Genomic DNA, 17,257 nt, shown 5'->3' with positions numbered 1-17,257 from the left:
AAGGTCTATTTAAAATATCATAGCCGGCTTTACATATGTTGAGCAGCAGATTTCATTTTTTTGTCAGCGCTTTTTTAATCCGGCTTAACTGAGTAGGTGTAATACCGAGGTAAGAAGCTATTTGCTGCTGTTGCAAACGGGCAGCGATATGCGGTTCATTTTTTACAAAAGCCTGATATCGTATTTGTGCGGGCAGATACTTATGGTTGACTTCATTATCTTCTTTTGCAACTACCCAGTTTTTCTCCAGATAACTGATCCAGAAAAAAGCGAGGTCAGGATGTTTTTGCATCAGGTGTTTAAATTCATTGAAACTAAATTCCGCCAGCCAACTATCTTCCAGCGCTTCTATCGTGTACTTACCAGGAATTTGCAATATCAGGGCCGAGGTAGATGCAATGAAGCTGTTTTCTGAAAAGAACTTTTTAATGATAGTATCACCGTTTTCAAACTGATGATAATAAGAGAAAATGCCTTTACAGATAAAAGCAACAAAGACCGGAATCTCGCCGGCAGCCAGGTACCGTGTACCGGCCGGAACAGCCCTTATTCTCAATATTTTTTCGAGAGCCTTTATCGTGTTGCTTTCTATGGGGTAATAAGACTGTATGGCCTTGAAAAAACGCTCCAACACTATTGCTTTATCCATCTTCGGACGTATTAATCTGCAAAGATGGGTATTTATACCAATGGAGCACCACACGCAAGCATAGATTCATATTAAGCGTAAGGCAGAAATTGAATTGCCATGTCATCATTTCGATGTATCACCGTTTCGTTCCCGCCAAGAATTCACAGTTGTTTTCGCTTTTATTTAAAGCGTTAAACGTAATTTGGGTCATCATATTTCTAACGAATTCCGCCTGCCTCATGTATAATCATTGCCTGAAGCGTTCTACTTTATCCTGGATAAACCTTTTTGTTATTGCAGCTGGTATATTTCTATCAGGTTGTCGTACCGCCAAACGAACCAATTCATTAAACGGGGAAAAGAATCTCCTGCTACCCCCACCGGCTACGATGCCCGACATACCCGCCACTTTACCTGTTGCCTCTGTTAACTTAGGCGATACCACAGGTGAACAAGAAGTAAAAACAAATTTCCCTATGTATGCCGGGCCTTTTGAGCCTACGTGGCAGTCGATACAAGAGCATTATTCCGATAGCGCCGCTAACTGGCTGCGGGAAGCCAAGTTTGGCATATGGGTTCATTTTGGTCCGCAGGCATCGGGTGCAAGTGGCGACTGGTATGCACGTAAAATGTATATAGAAGGCAGCCTGGCTTATGAAAATCATCTTAAACAATACGGCCACCCTACAGATTCGGGTTATAAGGAGTTGTTGAGAGACTGGAATCCGCGCCAGCTGGATCCCAAAGCTTATGTGAAATTATACCATAGCATAGGTGCGCGGTTTCTTTTAATTCAGGCTGTGCATCATGACAATTACGATCTATGGGATTCGCGTTATCAACCTTGGAATTCAATAAATATGGGTCCTCGTAAAGATTTGCTTGGCGCCTGGGCTAAGGCAGTAAAAGAAGCAGGTATGCATTATGGTATAGCCTTTCACCATGAGTACACCTGGTGGTGGTGGCAGACTGCGTTCAGAAGTGACAGCACAGGGCCTTATGCAGGAAAGATGTACGATGGCCGCCTGACACTGAAAGATGGCGTGGGCAAATGGTGGGAAGGTTATGATCCAAGGCTTTTATATGGTATCAACCTCAGGGAGTATAAGGGCATGGATGATTTCCGGTTTACCATTCCGCAGGGAATTTTCACCAGGCACCTGGATTATGCAAGATGGTATGCCGACAGATGGGCACTGCGTATACTGGATGCCGTGAACAAATACGACCCGGATTTTATTTATACCGACGGCAATACCAAACAGCCTTTTTTCGGCGCAAAATCAGGTGCGGGTTACAGATGTGACGCCCACCAGCGCGTAGTGGCTTCGTATTTCAACCAAGCCCTGGCCCGACATGGGAAACCGGATGTATTCAGCATTACCAAGTTTTTCCCTGCCGGTCAGAAGGGCATTGTAACAACCCTTGAAGGCAGGTTTCCAGGCCAGATAAAAACGGATCAGCCCTGGCTGGGAGAAAACGCGGTTGGTGACTGGTATTACTCGCCTGGTTATGTTTATGACGCCGCTTCAGTTATCCGCTTCCTGGTTGAATATATTTCCAGAGATGGTGCATACGCAGTAAGCATTCCTATTATGCCAGACGGATCGTTACACCCGGATTGCCTGAAGATGTTACATGAAATAGGTGATTGGATGAAGATCAATGGCAATGCGGTTTATGGCAGCAAAGCATGGATAACGGCAGGTGAAGGCAAAGACGGCAAACTGCGTGTAATGCCGGGTGGCAACCTGGGGGAAAAACAAGCCGGCTTTAAATACGAACAGGAAGATCTCCGGTTTACAGTTGGCAAGGATGGCAGGTTGAATATTTTTACGATGATGATTCCCCAGGCTGGCTCACAAATAACCGTAAGATCGTTGGGTAAGAAAGCCGGAACATTAGCGATCAAGTCGGTTGAATTGTTGGGGTATAGCGGAAAAGTCATGTGGTCGCAACAGGAAGATGGATTATATATTACAGTACCTGATACTACAAGATTTATCGCGTCGTTATGCTTCTCTGTAAGATAATTAAACCAGGCAGGTTCAACTTTACAACCAGCATTACTAAGACATACCCGGTGAACAGCAGGAAAACATAGTGGCAGCAATCAGGCATATTAATTGTTTGGCTACTGCTTATGCGCCTGTATCTATTCATCATTTGCATTTGCAGCTATCTCATGTGTTTTTCGCAATATAGCGACAGCATTCAATATCATATTAAATATACTACAGGAGGTTCGCTGAACCGGACAAAAGACGGTGATGCCTACCTGCTCAACAATGGGTTGGGATTTAATACGCGAAAAAAAAGTGTGGAATTAAACTCTACAACTTCCTGGATCTATGGGCAACAGAATAAAGTTGCTACCAATAATGATGTTTCGAGCTACCTTGATTTTAACCTGTACAAAACCTTTCCTCACTTTTATTACTGGGGGCTGGCGGGCTATGAGAATAGTTTATCGTTAAAGATCAACAAACGGCTGCAGGTGGGACTTGGCGGAGCCTATAGCGTATTAGACAAGCCTAATACGCAACTGAATGTTAGTAATGGAATTATTTATGAAACGAGTGATCTTTACCTTGAAGATACGTTGAGAGATGTTTACCAAACGATGCGCAATTCGTTCCGGCTGCGGTATCATTTCGTTATCAAAGATATTATTACGCTGGACGGAACTCATTTTTTACAGAATTCACTTTCTTCGGGAAGCGACTATATCATTAAATCAGTTAGCACACTGGGGATAAGGCTAAAGAAATGGCTGAGCCTGACCAGCTCTCTTAATTTCAATAAGTTGAACCGTACCAAACGTGAGACTTTGTTCATGAACTATGGATTGACGTTCGAGCAGTATTTTTAGGTCAGGCACCTTATCAGCCATCTCTATGAAAACCTTGCCAACAAAGCGCTACAGCTTTCATTATGGCTGCGTGGTAGCAATTACAGCATCAATAAGCCCGGATACCATGTTCATTTTATTACCGGTTCTATTTTCCCATTTACCCGCTTTTTTGATGAAGGTGTAAGGTGTACCATACATATCGATAGAAACTTCATCGGAGCTCTTGTTTTTCACTATAAAGAAATAGATCCTGTTCTCGAAATGGGCTTCAAGTTTTGTCATAGAATGGATTTTGGAGGCGCAAGGTAAGCTAAAACCTTTCTTCTACTTCAAAGCAAACTCTTTCTTTGGTTTCAGGATGCGTAAATTCAATTTGCGCTGCATGGAGGCACATTCTTTCAGATGCAGTGCCATAAAGGTCATCTCCAACGATTGGTGCGTTTAATCCAAGCTCGTGAGCGGCATGCATACGAAGCTGATGTGTTCTTCCTGTAAGTGGCCAAAAATCTACTTTGGTTGCAGTTTCCGTTTTTTCAACAACTTTCCATCTAGTGATACTTTTTTTACCAGCATCGAAGCAAACGAGTTGTCTTGGCCGGTTAAGTAAATCGGGTGCCAGCGGGAGGTTTATCTCGCCTTCTGCCTGGTCAATTGCCTTAGAAAGCAATGCCCTGTAGCGCTTTTTTATTGTACGTTGCAGAAACTGTTTTTGAATATGCTTATGCGCTTCGCGGGTTTTGGCCACCACCAGCAAACCCGAGGTATCCATATCGAGGCGATGAATGATAAGCGGTTCCTTGTTTGCAAGAAGATGCTTTAGCCGTGTGTAAACCGAATCGTGGATATCTACCCCGGGAACAGAACGTAACCCGGGTGGCTTATTAACTACTATAAAACTTTCATCTTCATACACTATTTCAAGTTTCCCACTCTCATCTGAGCTGCGTAAAAAAGGGCTCTCTTCAACAGCCATCCCTTCCAGCATATGCGCCAGAATAGGTTTGCATTTACCTGTACAGGCGGGATAGAAATGTTTGTGTTTCCTGATCTCAGATTTTGGAGAAGCGCCCCACCAGAATTCGGCCATAGCAAGTGGCTTATAGCCATTCATAAATGCAAACTGAAGCAATTTTGGAGTAGCACATTCACCGGCTCCGGCAGGTGGCTTTCCTAAAGCTGTAGCGCTGAAGATCTCTTGTATGCTTTTGGTTTTACCGTCTTTGTTTAAAAACAGATATTGACTGAAAAGCTGTTGCTGTAAAGCAGCCGACCTGTCCTTTCGTTCGCTTTTCAGTGTTTCGATAGCTGTTTCGTACTGCTCCAACCTTGTTTGTATGTCAGCAAGGATCCTCTCCCACTTGTTTGCAAGCAGCTTAAGCTGGTGTTTATCGTGTAAGCTTTGCTTGATGAGGCCGGCCTCCACTATCGTATATTCCTCGCGGGACAGGCTGCTTTTTTGCTTTTCACGGAATTGCTTTCTTTTGTTTTTATTGCTTCTCAATTGCAGTTTAAAAGCATCTACCTCTTCTATGGATTCGGCAGACAGTGTTCTGTAACTCTGCTGCAATTGACAATAGCTCTCGTCCGATTCCATCTGCCCGATACGGATGTTAATAGATTGAATAATTTCCTGCTCCTTCAGAAAAAAGCTGTTTTCGATGAGCATATCAAAAACAGGCGGAACGAACTCCGGATGGTCGTTTGAGCCCGCCAGTTTACCGGAGAAACCTGAAAGATAGCCTGGTTTCCCTTCAGCATCCTGCACTACCAGAACACCAAACATTTTCCCGATAATCATTCCATCCTTATCGGTACTCAGTCCAAAATTATGATCAAGACCGGTTTGGGATTCGAGGTATTGCTGCAATTCGGCAGCAGCGATCTCCGTTAAGGGATGGGGCTGGTAGTAAAACGGAAAGGTAAATCGTGCGGGCAATTCAATTCCTTTTATGGAACTATCCTTGAAATAAGAAATCCTGCTTTGGCTACTGGCTCCCAACTGCGACTTTTTTGTTTAAGCAGCAAAAATATTACATCTTCCTTTTACAGTTAACCAATGTTTTTAGCACCTGCCTTCTACAGCCGGCCCCTTATATTCCCCAACCAGCTCAGCCCCGCCTGCCAACAGGCGTTATGATTTTCCCTAACTTAGTATCATTATTACAACTATGAGAAAGAGAATTTTATTCGCAATAGCAGCAATACTACTAATCTCAGCCAACATTTCGGCGCAGGAGAAACCAACTGTTTACAACGTTAATGCAGATGCAGCAGCAGATGTTGCAGCAGCAGTTAAAAAGGCAAAAGCAGAAAACAAACATGTGCTACTTCAGCTTGGAGGTAACTGGTGTATCTGGTGCCTTCGTTTTCATAAACTTGTAAATGAAAACGATACCTTAAAAAAGGCGATGAACGACAACTACATAGTAGTGCATGTGAATTATAGCAAGGAAAATAAAAATGAGGCTTTACTGGCCAAACTTGGCTATCCGCAACGTTTTGGCTTCCCCGTATTTGTAATACTTGACGGAAACGGTAACCGTCTTCATACCCAAAACAGCGCTTACCTTGAAGAAGGGAACGGCCATAGCGTTAAGAAAGTACTGGAGTTTTTTGAGCACTGGTCGCCCAAAGCCATAGATCCGGCTAGTTATACGAAAAGCCATTGAGCCATCGCAGAGCTATGGGTATATCATAAAAGCTAAATACAGCACCTAATACCGGCCATATGGATAATACAATACAAACCTATCACAATTCACTTTCTATTGAATACCAAGCCATAGCAACCACATTATATGACGAAATATGCAGGCATTTGCCAGAGGCCGAAAGCAAAGTCTGGCATGGCCATCCGGTATGGTTCATTGAAGGAAATCCTGTTACAGGATATAGCGAGCGAAAAGCCGGCATGAACCTGATGTTCTGGAGCGGCCAGTCATTTGAGGAAGCAGCATTAAAGAACGAAGGCAAGTTTAAAGCGGCAGAAATAGTATATACAGATGTAAACCAATTGAACAAAGCCGATCTTAAACGCTGGCTCAATAAAGCAAGAGATATTCAATGGGATTATAAAAACCTTGTCAGGCGTAAAGGTTTACTTGAACGTCTTAAATAAAAAAAAGAGCCCGCCTCACAGAGAGACGGACTCTTTCAAATTTATATCTCTAAATCATCATTTACAACTTTGTAACAACAGCTTCTTTGGCATCTTCAACATTGGTATTTATCGTAAAGCTATTGTCAATATCCTGGTCAAGCGTGCTAATGGTAAAGGTAGGCGCCATTTCTTCGTCGTCATTTACCAGGTAAATAGTTTTGCTGAAGTGAACATCGCTGTAACGTCCCCTGTAAATTTCGTCACCATTATGGTTCCTGATTATCAGGTTAAACTTCTGACCTGTAGGATTATGGAACTGAACACGGAAAACAACATTGTTGTCCTGCATTCCTGCATACTTAACTGATACCTGGCTTTTAGCTACAGGCACAGCTTTGGATTTTTTGTCTTTGGTACCGTTTTCAGCTTTACTGATCGCAGGAGTAGCTATTAATATCGCTAATACTACTAAACCTGCTACTGATAATTTTGCTATTGCAGCTTTTACAGAGTGTATATTCATAAAATTCCTTTTTAAATGTTTTGTTCTTAAAAGCGTTCCGGTATACCTTCTGTTTCGAACGCCTTAACTTATTCTCTGACACAAAGATATTCCGGCATATAGGGGTTAAAAAACCAAGTTTCAATGACTTTTATCATGCCCATCGTATTTTTTTATTGCACAATAAATTGAATATCAATAAGTTAAATTTCAACTCTATATGATCACCGGCTATCATTTTCTACTTCAGAAAATTGAAAAATAAATTGGGGTAGTTACCACAAGCGTATAATTGATGCCATCAGGAGATAGGCATATAAGGTTAGTCATCTTAAAAGCAGCATTGAAGCCGTTGTAAAGCCGTCATTAAGCCGCGATAAGGGTAAACAGATGCTTTAAAGATGTCTCTTGACGCAAAGCATCTTCCATTCCAATGTACCTTATACACCAAGGCATATGGTCTTCCTGTCCGGGATAATCAGCAACAGACATGAAGCTGCCTTGAGCAATGTAGAAGAATCGGAGTTAAGTCAGTAAAAAAGCCAGGCCTGGTATACATGCCAGCTTCCTGCAGAGGAACTGCTTATTTATCAGAACTTGATATTCAGTTTCTGCGAAACAAGCTTATCGTCTTTGTAGTATTCGAAAAACCATTCGCCGTTTTTCCTGAATACGATACCTTTCGATACGCCGTCATCTGCGATAAAGCTATCCTGCTGAGAAGTTTTCAGTAATGACATTACTTTTTTAGGAGCGGTATCTATCAGCTGGTAACCATTGGCATTAGGCTGCGCATACAAGACATTCGTATTTTCAGCAACCGTAGCAGGTGTAGCAGCAGGCACCACAGGGGCAGCAGGAGGCGCCGGAGCTACTGTTGCCGGTACAGCCTTCACAACGGTGGAGCTATCATATTTGTAGTGTGCAGCATTCAGTGAATTGAAGGCGTTGTTTAATGCTTCGGAATATGCCGCCTGCCATTCTTTTTCCCTGCTTTTCCCCTCGCCACTCTGATAAATAACCGTACCCTGACAGTCTTTCAATTGCAGGATCAAAACGGTGGTCAGAAACTTTTTCTTCTCTGTAAGTTCCGCTTTCAGGGCATTACATTTATTGGCAGCAAGTTCTGCGGGTAGCGCTTCATTCGTCATAAAAGTGGTAAAGCCAACATTTTCCAGCAATGCTTTTGTCAGCGTGTTCAGGCCATACTGATTATCTGTTTTAAAGATATCGAAGCGCTCGGGCACCAAAACATATTTATAGTTATTGATGGAATTCTGTGCACGCGCTGTGATGGCAAAAGACACTGCCAGGAATAAGGCAACTACTTTCATATTCTTACTTATTGTAACGAAGATATACAAAACTCGCAATTCCTGGCAATACACAGTTCAATCAAATCAAAACCATCAACAGTCAATAGCACGAATACGTATTGCTATCCTACAATTGTAGAATAACAGTAGCAGATGCGTGTGCTGCCTGTTGATGGCTTTTATACATACCAACCTATCTTTTACAACCTGTCCGGGTAATAGAACAATTGCGAGTGTCCCAGGTCATACGTCTGAGGCGTAATAAAATACGGCTGTACAAGACCTTTTTCATCGGCAGCGGGTAAAAACATCCCAAAGGCAGATATTACACTCTTGCTTTCATCATTTTCAAATGCCCATTGGCCAACATTGCCAGACTTTGTAAAGTGGATCTGTGTATTGCCCAGCATATTCTTTGTTGCAAAGTTTTCACCAGCCATATAGTCCACGTACGCCCATGTTCCAGGTTTTATCCCTTTTGCCAGGTAAACGCGGAACGCCTGCCCGGTACTACCATCTACCCGGTAAAGAGAGATATCAATAGATTCGTCACTAGCCGGGTAATATATATAGAAACCCAGCTTATTGGTGACTGGATCTGCAACCGGCGGATTTATATCCACCAATTTCCCATTGAGAAATAAGTAATTGAAATTTGCTTTTGTGCCGTCAGACGGAAGTTCCTTACGATACACAATTTCTTTGGTAACGGTATCGGTAAGTGTAAACATCCGCTGTTTGTTTGAACGATAGCTATAAGCTATATTGAAATTACCGAGATCATTGGGTTTGACTATATATTTCCCGGAACTTACAGCGACATCGTATACCGTAGTATCGATAGCCATTTGCAGCGGATGAGCGCCTCCATTATACCCGCTTATAACAACACTCATAGCTCTTTCTGCATCGGGAGCTTCCTTGTTGCAGGCGGCGAACATTGTAAGCAAAAGCACCAGCGGCAGCGATATTTTTTTATAACAGAATTTCATTTTTATGAATTTATAATTCTAAGTTTTTCACAAACCTGATGGAATTACCGGCAGCGCTTTCGCTAAAAATATAAAGCTTCGAAGAACCGGATGAAGCCGCAGGAACCGGTGCATAGGACGAAGTTTCGTGCCAGGTATACCCCGTTCCATTTGTATAAAATTCATTTGTACCGGCTTTGTAGATATATGCCCTGAACAAAACAGATGTAGCCTGCCCATTATACTGCTGCCCCGTTGTAGCAAAAGTTGACATGGTTAACGGTTCTGTAAACTCATTGGGCTTTACATTTTTGATACGTGTTATTTCTTCAAATACTTTTGGTGTGAAATAATACTTTCCCAATACAATATCAACCGGACCGGCATAGTTTGTAAGAACCGGCTGGAACATATAAACAAGCTTGATCTTGCCGGTTTCAATAGCAGGTATCTCCGGCATATCGCTCACCTTCCCGTTCAGGTAAAGGAAATTCAGCGTAGTAAGCCCATCACCTTTTGCAAGTTGTTTTTCCAGAACTGTTTTACCGGTACCTGTTTCTTTTATAGTAAGTGTAGCAGTTGTCTGGCTTCCATTAAACGTAAAGGCGCTGCTTTGGTGAAAAGTAGACCCCGCTCCCAAAGTATATGGAAATTTAAACGTATCTACTTTTACTTCCAGTTGCTCATTACTGCCATTGTATCCTCTCACTGTTATGGGCAGCATACCGCCCTTGTAGAAAAAATTATCTTCGCCTTTGTTGCAGGCCGCCATTGTCAGCAGCACAACAATCATCGCAAGGCCGTTTATGATATTTCTTGTTTTCATTTTTAGAGAATTTAAAGGGTATATGCAACTGACAAACTAAATGAAGAACCTATTTTGCGAATGAAAGAATCCCTGTCTCCCACACGTGTTTTTGTTTTCCCGTCGGCTGAAGTTTGATAATAACCTTCTTCATATTTCTGGGAAAAGCCATATTTCCACTCGTAGATATCGTTCCATTCGGAAGCCGGTATCGCAGAATAAGCCATCCCCTCCCACCTGCTTTGTAACTTGTAGGTTTCGTTACTGTTGACATAAAAACGGTAAGCGCTGTTGAGCAGGTTGCTCATATTCAGCCTTACGTCCAGTTTTTTATTCTTCAGAAAGCGGTAGCTGAGCTGGGCATCCAGCTGGTTGCGCGGACGTTCGTACTCCACAATGCTTGGCTCCATGGCCGTCATAAATGTTTTGTAGCCCATATGATTAAATGCAATATTGGCTCCCAGGCGACTGCCTGTATACTGCAGGCCTATGTTATACAGTACAGGTACCTGACCATATAAAGGACGTTTTTCCTTTAGCAGTTTTTTGGTGCGATACTCGTAGTTTCGGCCATATTTATCCTGCGGCATCGACATCCCTTCAAACTGAGCAGACTGCACAGTAGAGCTTTGCAGCGTAAGGTTACCGCTCAGGTAAAGATTGTCGAGAAATTTCCATTGAGGCCTGATAAAGCCCAGGCTCTTACGCATGTCAAACTCCCAGCCATGCACTTTAGCCCACTCCGAGTTATTGGTAGTTACATACACCCTGTAGCTTGCATCCAAACGGTGGCGATAGAGTTCTACAGGCTTATCGAAATACTTATAGAAATACCCCATAGAGATCACTTCACCTGCTTTAGGATACCACTCCAGGCGTAAGTCGTAGTGATCTATGACGGTAGACAAAACGCCTTCGTTCCTCCGGTAAGATCCTCCGAGAGCAGGGTCAACACGAACCATGCGGGAGTTTTCGATGAGCGCCGGCCTTACAACGGACTCTGAGTAAGCTGCCCGGATATTAACATTCTTAAACGGATTAGCAGTAAGACTTGCTGAAGGCAGGTAACGCCAGGTCTTTTCTTCGGTTTCGGGATCGGCTACGGGAGAAACGATCTTACCTGTTTCGGGATCTACATAGCGGCGCTTCTGCTCCTGCTCGGTCAATGCATTGATAAGCATGTCATTTGCTCCGCTTTTCACCCGTTCGTATTTATAATATTCCGCACGTACACCCCATACCAGCCGAAGCCATGATGTAAAGCGATTATCCATCATGCCATAAACAGCCTGGTTGATATTCTTTCCTTCATAGCCGCTTGCTGAAAACGCTGCCGGGTAATAAAACAAGTCGTTCAAAGGGTCTTTAAACTCCAGGTATTGATTCCATTCATGTGCAGGAACATAGGGATTGATACCTCCCGCAGTGCCAATAGGCAATATGACCCAGTCGTACACGCCATGCCTGTCCATGAATTGATAGCCAGCCTTTACCAGTTGCTTTTGTCCCAGTACATTAACCTGGTAGTTTAGCGCGCCCTCTGCTATCTTATTGGTTTCCCTGTAATGATATTGGCCTCTGTTGAATGTTCCCGTTCCCGCGTTGGTAATAGCGGTAGGCATAATATTATAAGTCGTTTCATTGAGTGTTTTGGTTGGGTTTAACCAGGCTTCTACAGCATCCTGCTCCAGGTTATTGAGTGTATTGCGGGCCAGGTTCCACTCCAGCCGGAATGCCCCAAAACTATGCTCGCCATTGATACGGCTCTGCAACATGTCGATAAACTTGGGACGGTCATACTCCCTGATGGCAGGCTTTTCAACAAACCCGATATCATTGCCCCATCCTACTATGCGCGAAAACTGGTTACTGAATACGCGGGAATAAAAATTGCGGAAAGTTATTTTATGATTTTTGCTGCTCCAGCCGAGGTTGAACAGCGCTCCCCAGGTAGTGTTAAAGTTATACTGGGCAGAATAAGTAGGTGTGATCTCTTCACCTGTTTCAACATTGTAAGTCCGGTTTTCTATTTTCTCCCAGTTACCACGTTCAAAATGAGAGATATTGTCAATGGCTTGTTCATTGCGATAGCTAAGCGAACCAACAAACCCAAAACGGCTGTTCTTGAAATTATAGCTGCGCCCCAGGCTGAACTGGTAGTTCTGGCCAGGTGCCGCAGTATAAGTACGTGTTCCCATACGCTCCAATCCACCTATCCTTTTGTTCTGTTCAGCGATCATGGCCGGCGTAACGGGTGTTATGCCGGGCGCCGGTGCTGCATAAGGGTTACGTGGATTATAGTTTTGCGCATCGAATACAATCAGGTCCTTGGGAAAATGATCTCTTGTTCCGTCATCGAAACCCAGATAGTCGTTCTTGCCACGGCCATAACCCAGGAAGTCTTTACCGGTGCTGCCGTTAATATACTTCACTCCCAAGCCGATGGTCGTAAAATTATTATCGGGAATGGATAAAGTATTGATCTGTACCAACCCGCCACCAAAACCAAAGCTCATATCCGGCGTAGCCGTTTTCGAAATGATGATGTTATCGATCAGGTTGCTGGGTACGATATCAAATTCAAAGTCGCGCACCTGTACATCGGTACTGGGCAGCGTTGCACCGTCCATCATAGCAAGATTATAACGTTCCGCAATACCGCGTATCACAATGCGCCGGTTGTCGTTGGTGCTGATGCCCGAAATACGCTTCAGGGTTTCACCCACATTCTTGTCGGGCAGCGCAGAGATCTGCTCGCGGCTGATGCCATTGGAAATGCCTGCTTCATTTTGCTGGCGTGCATAAAGGGCAATGGTGCTTTCGCGCTTAAAACTGCTTGTAACAACAACCTGGTCCAATGTACCGGTAGCGGCCTTCAATACTACATTGAGGCTGATAAGTTGTCCTGACGTTACCGCTACCTCTGTAATACGTTTAGGCTGAAAAGAAACATAGGTGATCTCAAGCGTGTAGGTCCCGGGAACGATACTGAAGTTATAACTACCGTCTACTTTACTCTGCACAGACTGGCCGGTTTGCACGATCCTGATAGACGCGCCCGACAACGGCTGGCCATGATCATCGAGAACTTTTCCACTGATACGGCCAGGTTGTTGCCTGGCCATATTGTACACGACGCTGTACTCCGTTGCCTTTTCAAGCAGTTGTTCTTTAGCCTTGATGATAACAGCCTGTTCGCTGATGGTAAATTGTAAAGGCTGGTTCGCAAATATGCCCGCCAGCACGGTTTCCAGTTCGGCGTCCCTGACGTTTATGGTAACAGGTTTTGCCATTTTAAGAAGGCTCCCCTCTATCATGAAGCCGAACCCGCTTTGCTGGCTGATCTTCTTGAAGACTTTGGCCAAAGGGGCATTCTGTTCTGAAAGGCTTATTTTCTGCCCAACTGCCGCCATGCCAACCTGCAGCATGCCTATGAGTAATATGAAGGAAGTAAGCTTCATGATAAGGGCTATTTTTTGGACATACCTATGGCGTACGTCCCGGGTGTACGTATGTTTTTTATACATTTGTTTTGTCTGTGAATAAGTTAATTGGACTCGAGATTCATTTGACCGTATCCAGACACCGGCCGGCAGTGTCGCAACCACCGCTGGCCTTTTTATTTGGAATAGGGCATCATTGGCTGTTGTAGTGCTTACTGTTGTTTTACCATAATCCTCCTTCCTTGAGTTGTGATATGTGTAGATTTAAATGTTTCCATACTCTTAATTACCCTCGCAAAAGACCAGGAACGTGGAATACGCCCGGTAAACGTTTCTTTTGTTTGGGGGCCATCGAAAACAACATCGAGGTTGTACCAGCGCGCAAACTCCTGCATCACCGTTTGTATGCCGGCATCTGTAAAATCGAAGAAACCATTTTTCCATGCCATCACTTCATCAAGGTCTACTTTATTCAGATGAATGGCATTACCTATAAACAAGCCCTGTTCACCAGGCTGCAGCAGCTTTCGTCGTCCTGCTGAAGTAAGCGCAACAGCACCTTCAAGAAGCGTGGTTTTAATACTATCATAGGTGTTGATATTGAAATGAGTTCCCAGCACTTCTACCGTATGCGAACCGGCCTTCACACGAAATGGCTGCCGGGAATTTTGTGCAACCTCCATATAAACCTCTCCGCTTATCTCAACCTCACGAACACTTCCATTGAAGGAGGAAGGATATTTTATAGAAGAAGCGGCATTCAGCCATACCTCCGTTCCATCGGCAAGCGTAAGCCGGTACAATCCGCCGTACGGTGTAGTCAGCGTATTCATCGCCACCGCCTCACTCTTCCCTCGCTGCATATAAACGACATTGCCCTCATTAGTTTTACTTATAACGGCATTCCCCTGGCTGGCAATCGCCCCGGTTTTCGCCTGGTCAAGAATAATATGTTCGCCATTTTCCAAAGTGAGAATAGCTTTATTACTACCAGGAGCAAAGTCTTCTATATGCCCCGCAAGCGCCTGCTTTACCGGTTGATTGCGTCCCAGGAAAAACCAGCCTCCTACAGCTATTACCAGCAATACGCTGGCCGCTACTGCCAGTTTTGCCCATAACAACGGCGCGGCTTTGCGCAGCGGAAAAGAAGGCCGTTCCTCCAGGTCTATACGGCTATTGATACGCATTAACAGACCAGACTGCGCCTGTAGCTGCTGTTCCTTAGTTAGATGATCTGTTATATCCGGATTACTTTCGTGCAAGCGGAACCAAACGTCGAGTTCCTGTATTTCCTCATCCGTGGCCCTGCCCTGCTCAAATTTTTCGATCAGCGACAGGATCCGCCCGTTTATATCGTCCATGTATCTTGCTTTATACCAACCAGTACCGCAGCCAGACAAAAGCGGGAACGAATCAGAAGAAAATTTTAATTTATTTTTTACCGCTTAAGATTGCCGGTATAAGATCATATAGAATGACCTAAATAAACGAATAAGACAACGTTGAGAAGATCAACCTGGTGTTCTTTAAATTCTGAACGCATCAGGTTCATAGCCCTGGTTATATGCTTTCGTACCATAGCCACAGAGATATCAAGCCTTTCAGCGATATCGCGGTTAGACAATTGTTCGAACCGGCTCAGGAGGAAGACCTGGCGGCAGGTGTCGGGCATTTTCTCTGCAACCTTATAGATCTCTTCACGTAACTTCCTTGCATCCAGTATTGTATCTGGTTCTGCAGGCTGTGTAAGCGCGCCCGAGATGATCTTATTTATATAGGTTTCGTGAACCTGTTGCGCACGATAAGCCTTAAATACCTGGTATTTTGTTGCAGTTTTAAGATAAGCTTCAAGGGAAGTTTCAATGCAAATAGTCTTTCGGCGAATATAAAGATCAACAAATACATCCTGTACAATCTCTTCGGCAATAGCCATGGATCGGACCCGTTTGCCAGCCATATTTATAAGCAGCTTCCAGTAACGATGATACAGCGCAGCAAAAGCTTCACGATCGTCATCATACCGGACAAGGTCCAGTAAACTTTCGTCTGTTAAAACGGCAGATCCGTATTTTGCCTTTTCCATGCTAAACAAGGTCAAAAATAAACGGATGTTTCCAGCTATCTGTTTTGCGGGTATTAACAAATTGTTAGTGCTGAAACGATAACGTTACCCGGTATAACCGCCAACCGCCGGTCTTTTTATCAGGTAACAGATTAACAGGCCAGCCAACACAACAAAAGCGCTAAAAGGATAAATATAATTCAGTCCAAAATGACTGGCAACAAAGCCAACAAGCGGACCAGTTATACCTAAAGAAATATCGATAAACAAACCATAGGCGCCAAGTGCCGCCCCTTTATTCGACGCCGATACATTCCTGATAGCTTCGTAACCCAAAGCAGGAAAGATAAGAGAGAAGCCCAAACCTGTTATAGAAGCTCCGGCGATAGCCAGGTGATGGCTTCCGGCAACACACAACACCAATAGTCCTATACATTCTACCACCATGCTTACAATAGCTACAGTAAGCCCCCCATATGTTGAAATAGACCGGGAGAAAAAGATCCTGCCCAGTATAAAAAATAAACTAAACCCGGTGATACAGATCGCAGGATTAGCCCAGCTCCTGTAAATGAAGTATAAGGTGATAAAAGTAGAAATAGCGCCAAAACCAATGCCTGCCAATGCAAGCCCCGCGCCATAGGGCGTAACCAGCCTCAGCACCTTCAGAAAAGCGATCTTAGGCGCATCCCGGGCGCCTCTTAACGCCGTCTTTGTGATGGCCGACCACCAGCCAATTAAGCCCGTAATGATTGTTAATACACCCAGGCTCCAATACCCCACGTTATTGGCAAGCAACAACCCAAGCGGTGCAGCTATTGCCATAGCGCTATAAGTAGCAATACCATTATAAGAAATGGCCATAGCTGTATGCCCTTCTCCCGCATGCAGTATTGCCCAGTTGACAGGACTGGCTCCCACCATACCTTCTCCACACCCTGTAAATAATCTTGAAAGGATCAATAAAGCCAGACTCAATGCCGGAGAGCTTGCCCATATAAACGCCAGGCAAAGCGATATACCTGCCGCCATAAAACAAAACATACTTAGTATAACGGCAGGCTTTGGCCCTCTGCTATCGACAATATGTCCGGCGTAGGCGCGCATGAAAAAAGTCATTACATACTGAACGCTTACTACACCTCCCGCAACTACTGTATTAAATCCAAGCCGCTGATGTATAAAAACCGGCAGCACAGCCAGTGTAAGCCCAATAGTAAAGTAGCCGTAAAATGATAACAATACATACTTCGCGATCACTGCTCCCGGGCCGTTTACCCAGGCACTTCCATTCCTGCTGTTCATCGTGCGTTCATCCTTTATATATACGAAAAGAATGGCAAAGATACATAAAGGCGTTTTAGCGCCAGAGTGGGCACCTGCGGTTCGCCAGCTTCTGCATTCCGAAAATCTTGCCAAATGTAAACGAAATTAACAAGGCCATTCAAGAGCTTTGCCGAAAATACCAACACCATAAGATGTCTTTATACAAACAGACGGGTACATTTTGTTTGCCTGTTAAATTTAAAGGAAACACCAATCTACACGCAAATGCATTGACCGAAGCAGGGCA

Annotated in this window: 15 protein-coding genes; 4 read left to right on the top strand and 11 right to left on the bottom strand. The window is 44.1% G+C overall.

What is annotated here, in order from left to right:
- Positions 1 to 52: 52 nt before the first annotated feature.
- Positions 53 to 649: a Crp/Fnr family transcriptional regulator gene (locus ESB13_RS20540; RefSeq protein WP_129005578.1), complete on the bottom strand. Its 597-nt coding sequence runs from the start codon at positions 647 to 649 to the stop codon at positions 53 to 55.
- A 221-nt stretch (positions 650 to 870) separates the two neighbouring features.
- On the opposite strand from ESB13_RS20540, the gene ESB13_RS20535 reads away from it, so the two are divergent.
- Together ESB13_RS20535 and ESB13_RS20530 are read left to right on the top strand one after the other, a co-directional pair.
- Positions 871 to 2,664, top strand: coding sequence for an alpha-L-fucosidase (locus tag ESB13_RS20535; RefSeq protein WP_164974294.1), 1,794 nt, complete (start codon positions 871 to 873; stop codon positions 2,662 to 2,664).
- A 152-nt stretch (positions 2,665 to 2,816) separates the two neighbouring features.
- Positions 2,817 to 3,503 (top strand): DUF481 domain-containing protein, encoded by a 687-nt coding sequence (locus ESB13_RS20530; protein ID WP_246022639.1) that lies wholly within the window; start codon positions 2,817 to 2,819, stop codon positions 3,501 to 3,503.
- Positions 3,504 to 3,563: 60 nt separating this feature from the next.
- On the opposite strand, the gene ESB13_RS20525 is transcribed toward ESB13_RS20530, so the two are convergent.
- Together ESB13_RS20525 and ESB13_RS20520 are read right to left on the bottom strand one after the other, a co-directional pair.
- Positions 3,564 to 3,767, bottom strand: a complete 204-nt coding sequence (locus ESB13_RS20525; RefSeq protein WP_129005575.1) for a hypothetical protein — start codon at positions 3,765 to 3,767, stop codon at positions 3,564 to 3,566.
- A 28-nt stretch (positions 3,768 to 3,795) separates the two neighbouring features.
- Entirely contained in the window at positions 3,796 to 5,484 is a 1,689-nt protein-coding gene (locus ESB13_RS20520; protein WP_129005574.1) for an RluA family pseudouridine synthase, read from the bottom strand.
- Between the two features lie 169 nt (positions 5,485 to 5,653).
- Between ESB13_RS20520 and ESB13_RS20515 the strand changes: the two genes are divergently transcribed.
- Entirely contained in the window at positions 5,654 to 6,154 is a 501-nt protein-coding gene (locus ESB13_RS20515) for a thioredoxin family protein (protein WP_129005573.1), read from the top strand.
- 59 nt (positions 6,155 to 6,213) lie between these two features.
- Positions 6,214 to 6,603 carry a DUF1801 domain-containing protein gene (locus ESB13_RS20510; RefSeq protein ID WP_129005572.1) on the top strand — a complete coding sequence of 130 codons (390 nt, stop codon included), beginning with the start codon at positions 6,214 to 6,216 and terminating at the stop codon, positions 6,601 to 6,603.
- Positions 6,604 to 6,664: 61 nt separating this feature from the next.
- On the opposite strand, the gene ESB13_RS20505 is transcribed toward ESB13_RS20510, so the two are convergent.
- The 8 genes from ESB13_RS20505 to ESB13_RS20470 all read right to left on the bottom strand — a co-directional run bounded on the left by ESB13_RS20505 (position 6,665) and on the right by ESB13_RS20470 (position 17,103).
- Positions 6,665 to 7,108 carry a hypothetical protein gene (locus ESB13_RS20505; RefSeq protein WP_129005571.1) on the bottom strand — a complete coding sequence of 148 codons (444 nt, stop codon included), beginning with the start codon at positions 7,106 to 7,108 and terminating at the stop codon, positions 6,665 to 6,667.
- 569 nt (positions 7,109 to 7,677) lie between these two features.
- On the bottom strand, positions 7,678 to 8,421 hold the full coding sequence (locus tag ESB13_RS20500; RefSeq protein ID WP_129005570.1) for a hypothetical protein: 744 nt from the start codon (positions 8,419 to 8,421) through the stop codon (positions 7,678 to 7,680).
- Between the two features lie 182 nt (positions 8,422 to 8,603).
- On the bottom strand, positions 8,604 to 9,395 hold the full coding sequence (locus tag ESB13_RS20495; protein ID WP_129005569.1) for a hypothetical protein: 792 nt from the start codon (positions 9,393 to 9,395) through the stop codon (positions 8,604 to 8,606).
- 10 nt (positions 9,396 to 9,405) lie between these two features.
- The gene (locus ESB13_RS20490; protein WP_129005568.1) at positions 9,406 to 10,200 is read right to left on the bottom strand and encodes a hypothetical protein; all 795 of its coding nucleotides are present in this window, start codon (positions 10,198 to 10,200) and stop codon (positions 9,406 to 9,408) included.
- 11 nt (positions 10,201 to 10,211) lie between these two features.
- The gene (locus ESB13_RS20485; protein ID WP_129005567.1) at positions 10,212 to 13,640 is read right to left on the bottom strand and encodes a TonB-dependent receptor; all 3,429 of its coding nucleotides are present in this window, start codon (positions 13,638 to 13,640) and stop codon (positions 10,212 to 10,214) included.
- Between the two features lie 194 nt (positions 13,641 to 13,834).
- Positions 13,835 to 14,983, bottom strand: a complete 1,149-nt coding sequence (locus ESB13_RS20480) for a FecR family protein (RefSeq protein WP_129005566.1) — start codon at positions 14,981 to 14,983, stop codon at positions 13,835 to 13,837.
- Positions 14,984 to 15,087: 104 nt separating this feature from the next.
- The gene (locus tag ESB13_RS20475; protein WP_129005565.1) at positions 15,088 to 15,705 is read right to left on the bottom strand and encodes an RNA polymerase sigma-70 factor; all 618 of its coding nucleotides are present in this window, start codon (positions 15,703 to 15,705) and stop codon (positions 15,088 to 15,090) included.
- Positions 15,706 to 15,789: 84 nt separating this feature from the next.
- A complete protein-coding gene (locus ESB13_RS20470; protein WP_220399731.1) occupies positions 15,790 to 17,103 on the bottom strand; it encodes an MFS transporter in 1,314 nt (437 codons plus the stop codon).
- Positions 17,104 to 17,257: the final 154 nt, after the last annotated feature.

Origin of the sequence: Filimonas effusa (assembly GCF_004118675.1) — a bacterium.
Taxonomy (GTDB): Bacteria; Bacteroidota; Bacteroidia; order Chitinophagales; family Chitinophagaceae; genus Filimonas; species Filimonas effusa.
Note: the sequence above shows the minus strand (reverse complement) of the source record. Positions and strands in the feature narration are given on the sequence as shown.

Bases quoted from the DNA above. Each gene is read 5' to 3' on its own strand.
- ESB13_RS20535 (WP_164974294.1), top strand. From the start codon at position 871: ATGTATAATCATTGCCTGAAGCGTTCTACTTTATCCTGGATAAACCTT.
- ESB13_RS20540 (WP_129005578.1), bottom strand. From the start codon at position 649: ATGGATAAAGCAATAGTGTTGGAGCGTTTTTTCAAGGCCATACAGTCT.
- ESB13_RS20515 (WP_129005573.1), top strand. From the start codon at position 5,654: ATGAGAAAGAGAATTTTATTCGCAATAGCAGCAATACTACTAATCTCA.
- ESB13_RS20505 (WP_129005571.1), bottom strand. From the start codon at position 7,108: ATGAATATACACTCTGTAAAAGCTGCAATAGCAAAATTATCAGTAGCA.
- ESB13_RS20530 (WP_246022639.1), top strand. From the start codon at position 2,817: ATGTGTTTTTCGCAATATAGCGACAGCATTCAATATCATATTAAATAT.
- ESB13_RS20490 (WP_129005568.1), bottom strand. From the start codon at position 10,200: ATGAAAACAAGAAATATCATAAACGGCCTTGCGATGATTGTTGTGCTG.
- ESB13_RS20500 (WP_129005570.1), bottom strand. From the start codon at position 8,421: ATGAAAGTAGTTGCCTTATTCCTGGCAGTGTCTTTTGCCATCACAGCG.
- ESB13_RS20510 (WP_129005572.1), top strand. From the start codon at position 6,214: ATGGATAATACAATACAAACCTATCACAATTCACTTTCTATTGAATAC.
- ESB13_RS20480 (WP_129005566.1), bottom strand. From the start codon at position 14,983: ATGGACGATATAAACGGGCGGATCCTGTCGCTGATCGAAAAATTTGAG.
- ESB13_RS20525 (WP_129005575.1), bottom strand. From the start codon at position 3,767: ATGACAAAACTTGAAGCCCATTTCGAGAACAGGATCTATTTCTTTATA.
- ESB13_RS20495 (WP_129005569.1), bottom strand. From the start codon at position 9,395: ATGAAATTCTGTTATAAAAAAATATCGCTGCCGCTGGTGCTTTTGCTT.
- ESB13_RS20485 (WP_129005567.1), bottom strand. From the start codon at position 13,640: ATGAAGCTTACTTCCTTCATATTACTCATAGGCATGCTGCAGGTTGGC.
- ESB13_RS20475 (WP_129005565.1), bottom strand. From the start codon at position 15,705: ATGGAAAAGGCAAAATACGGATCTGCCGTTTTAACAGACGAAAGTTTA.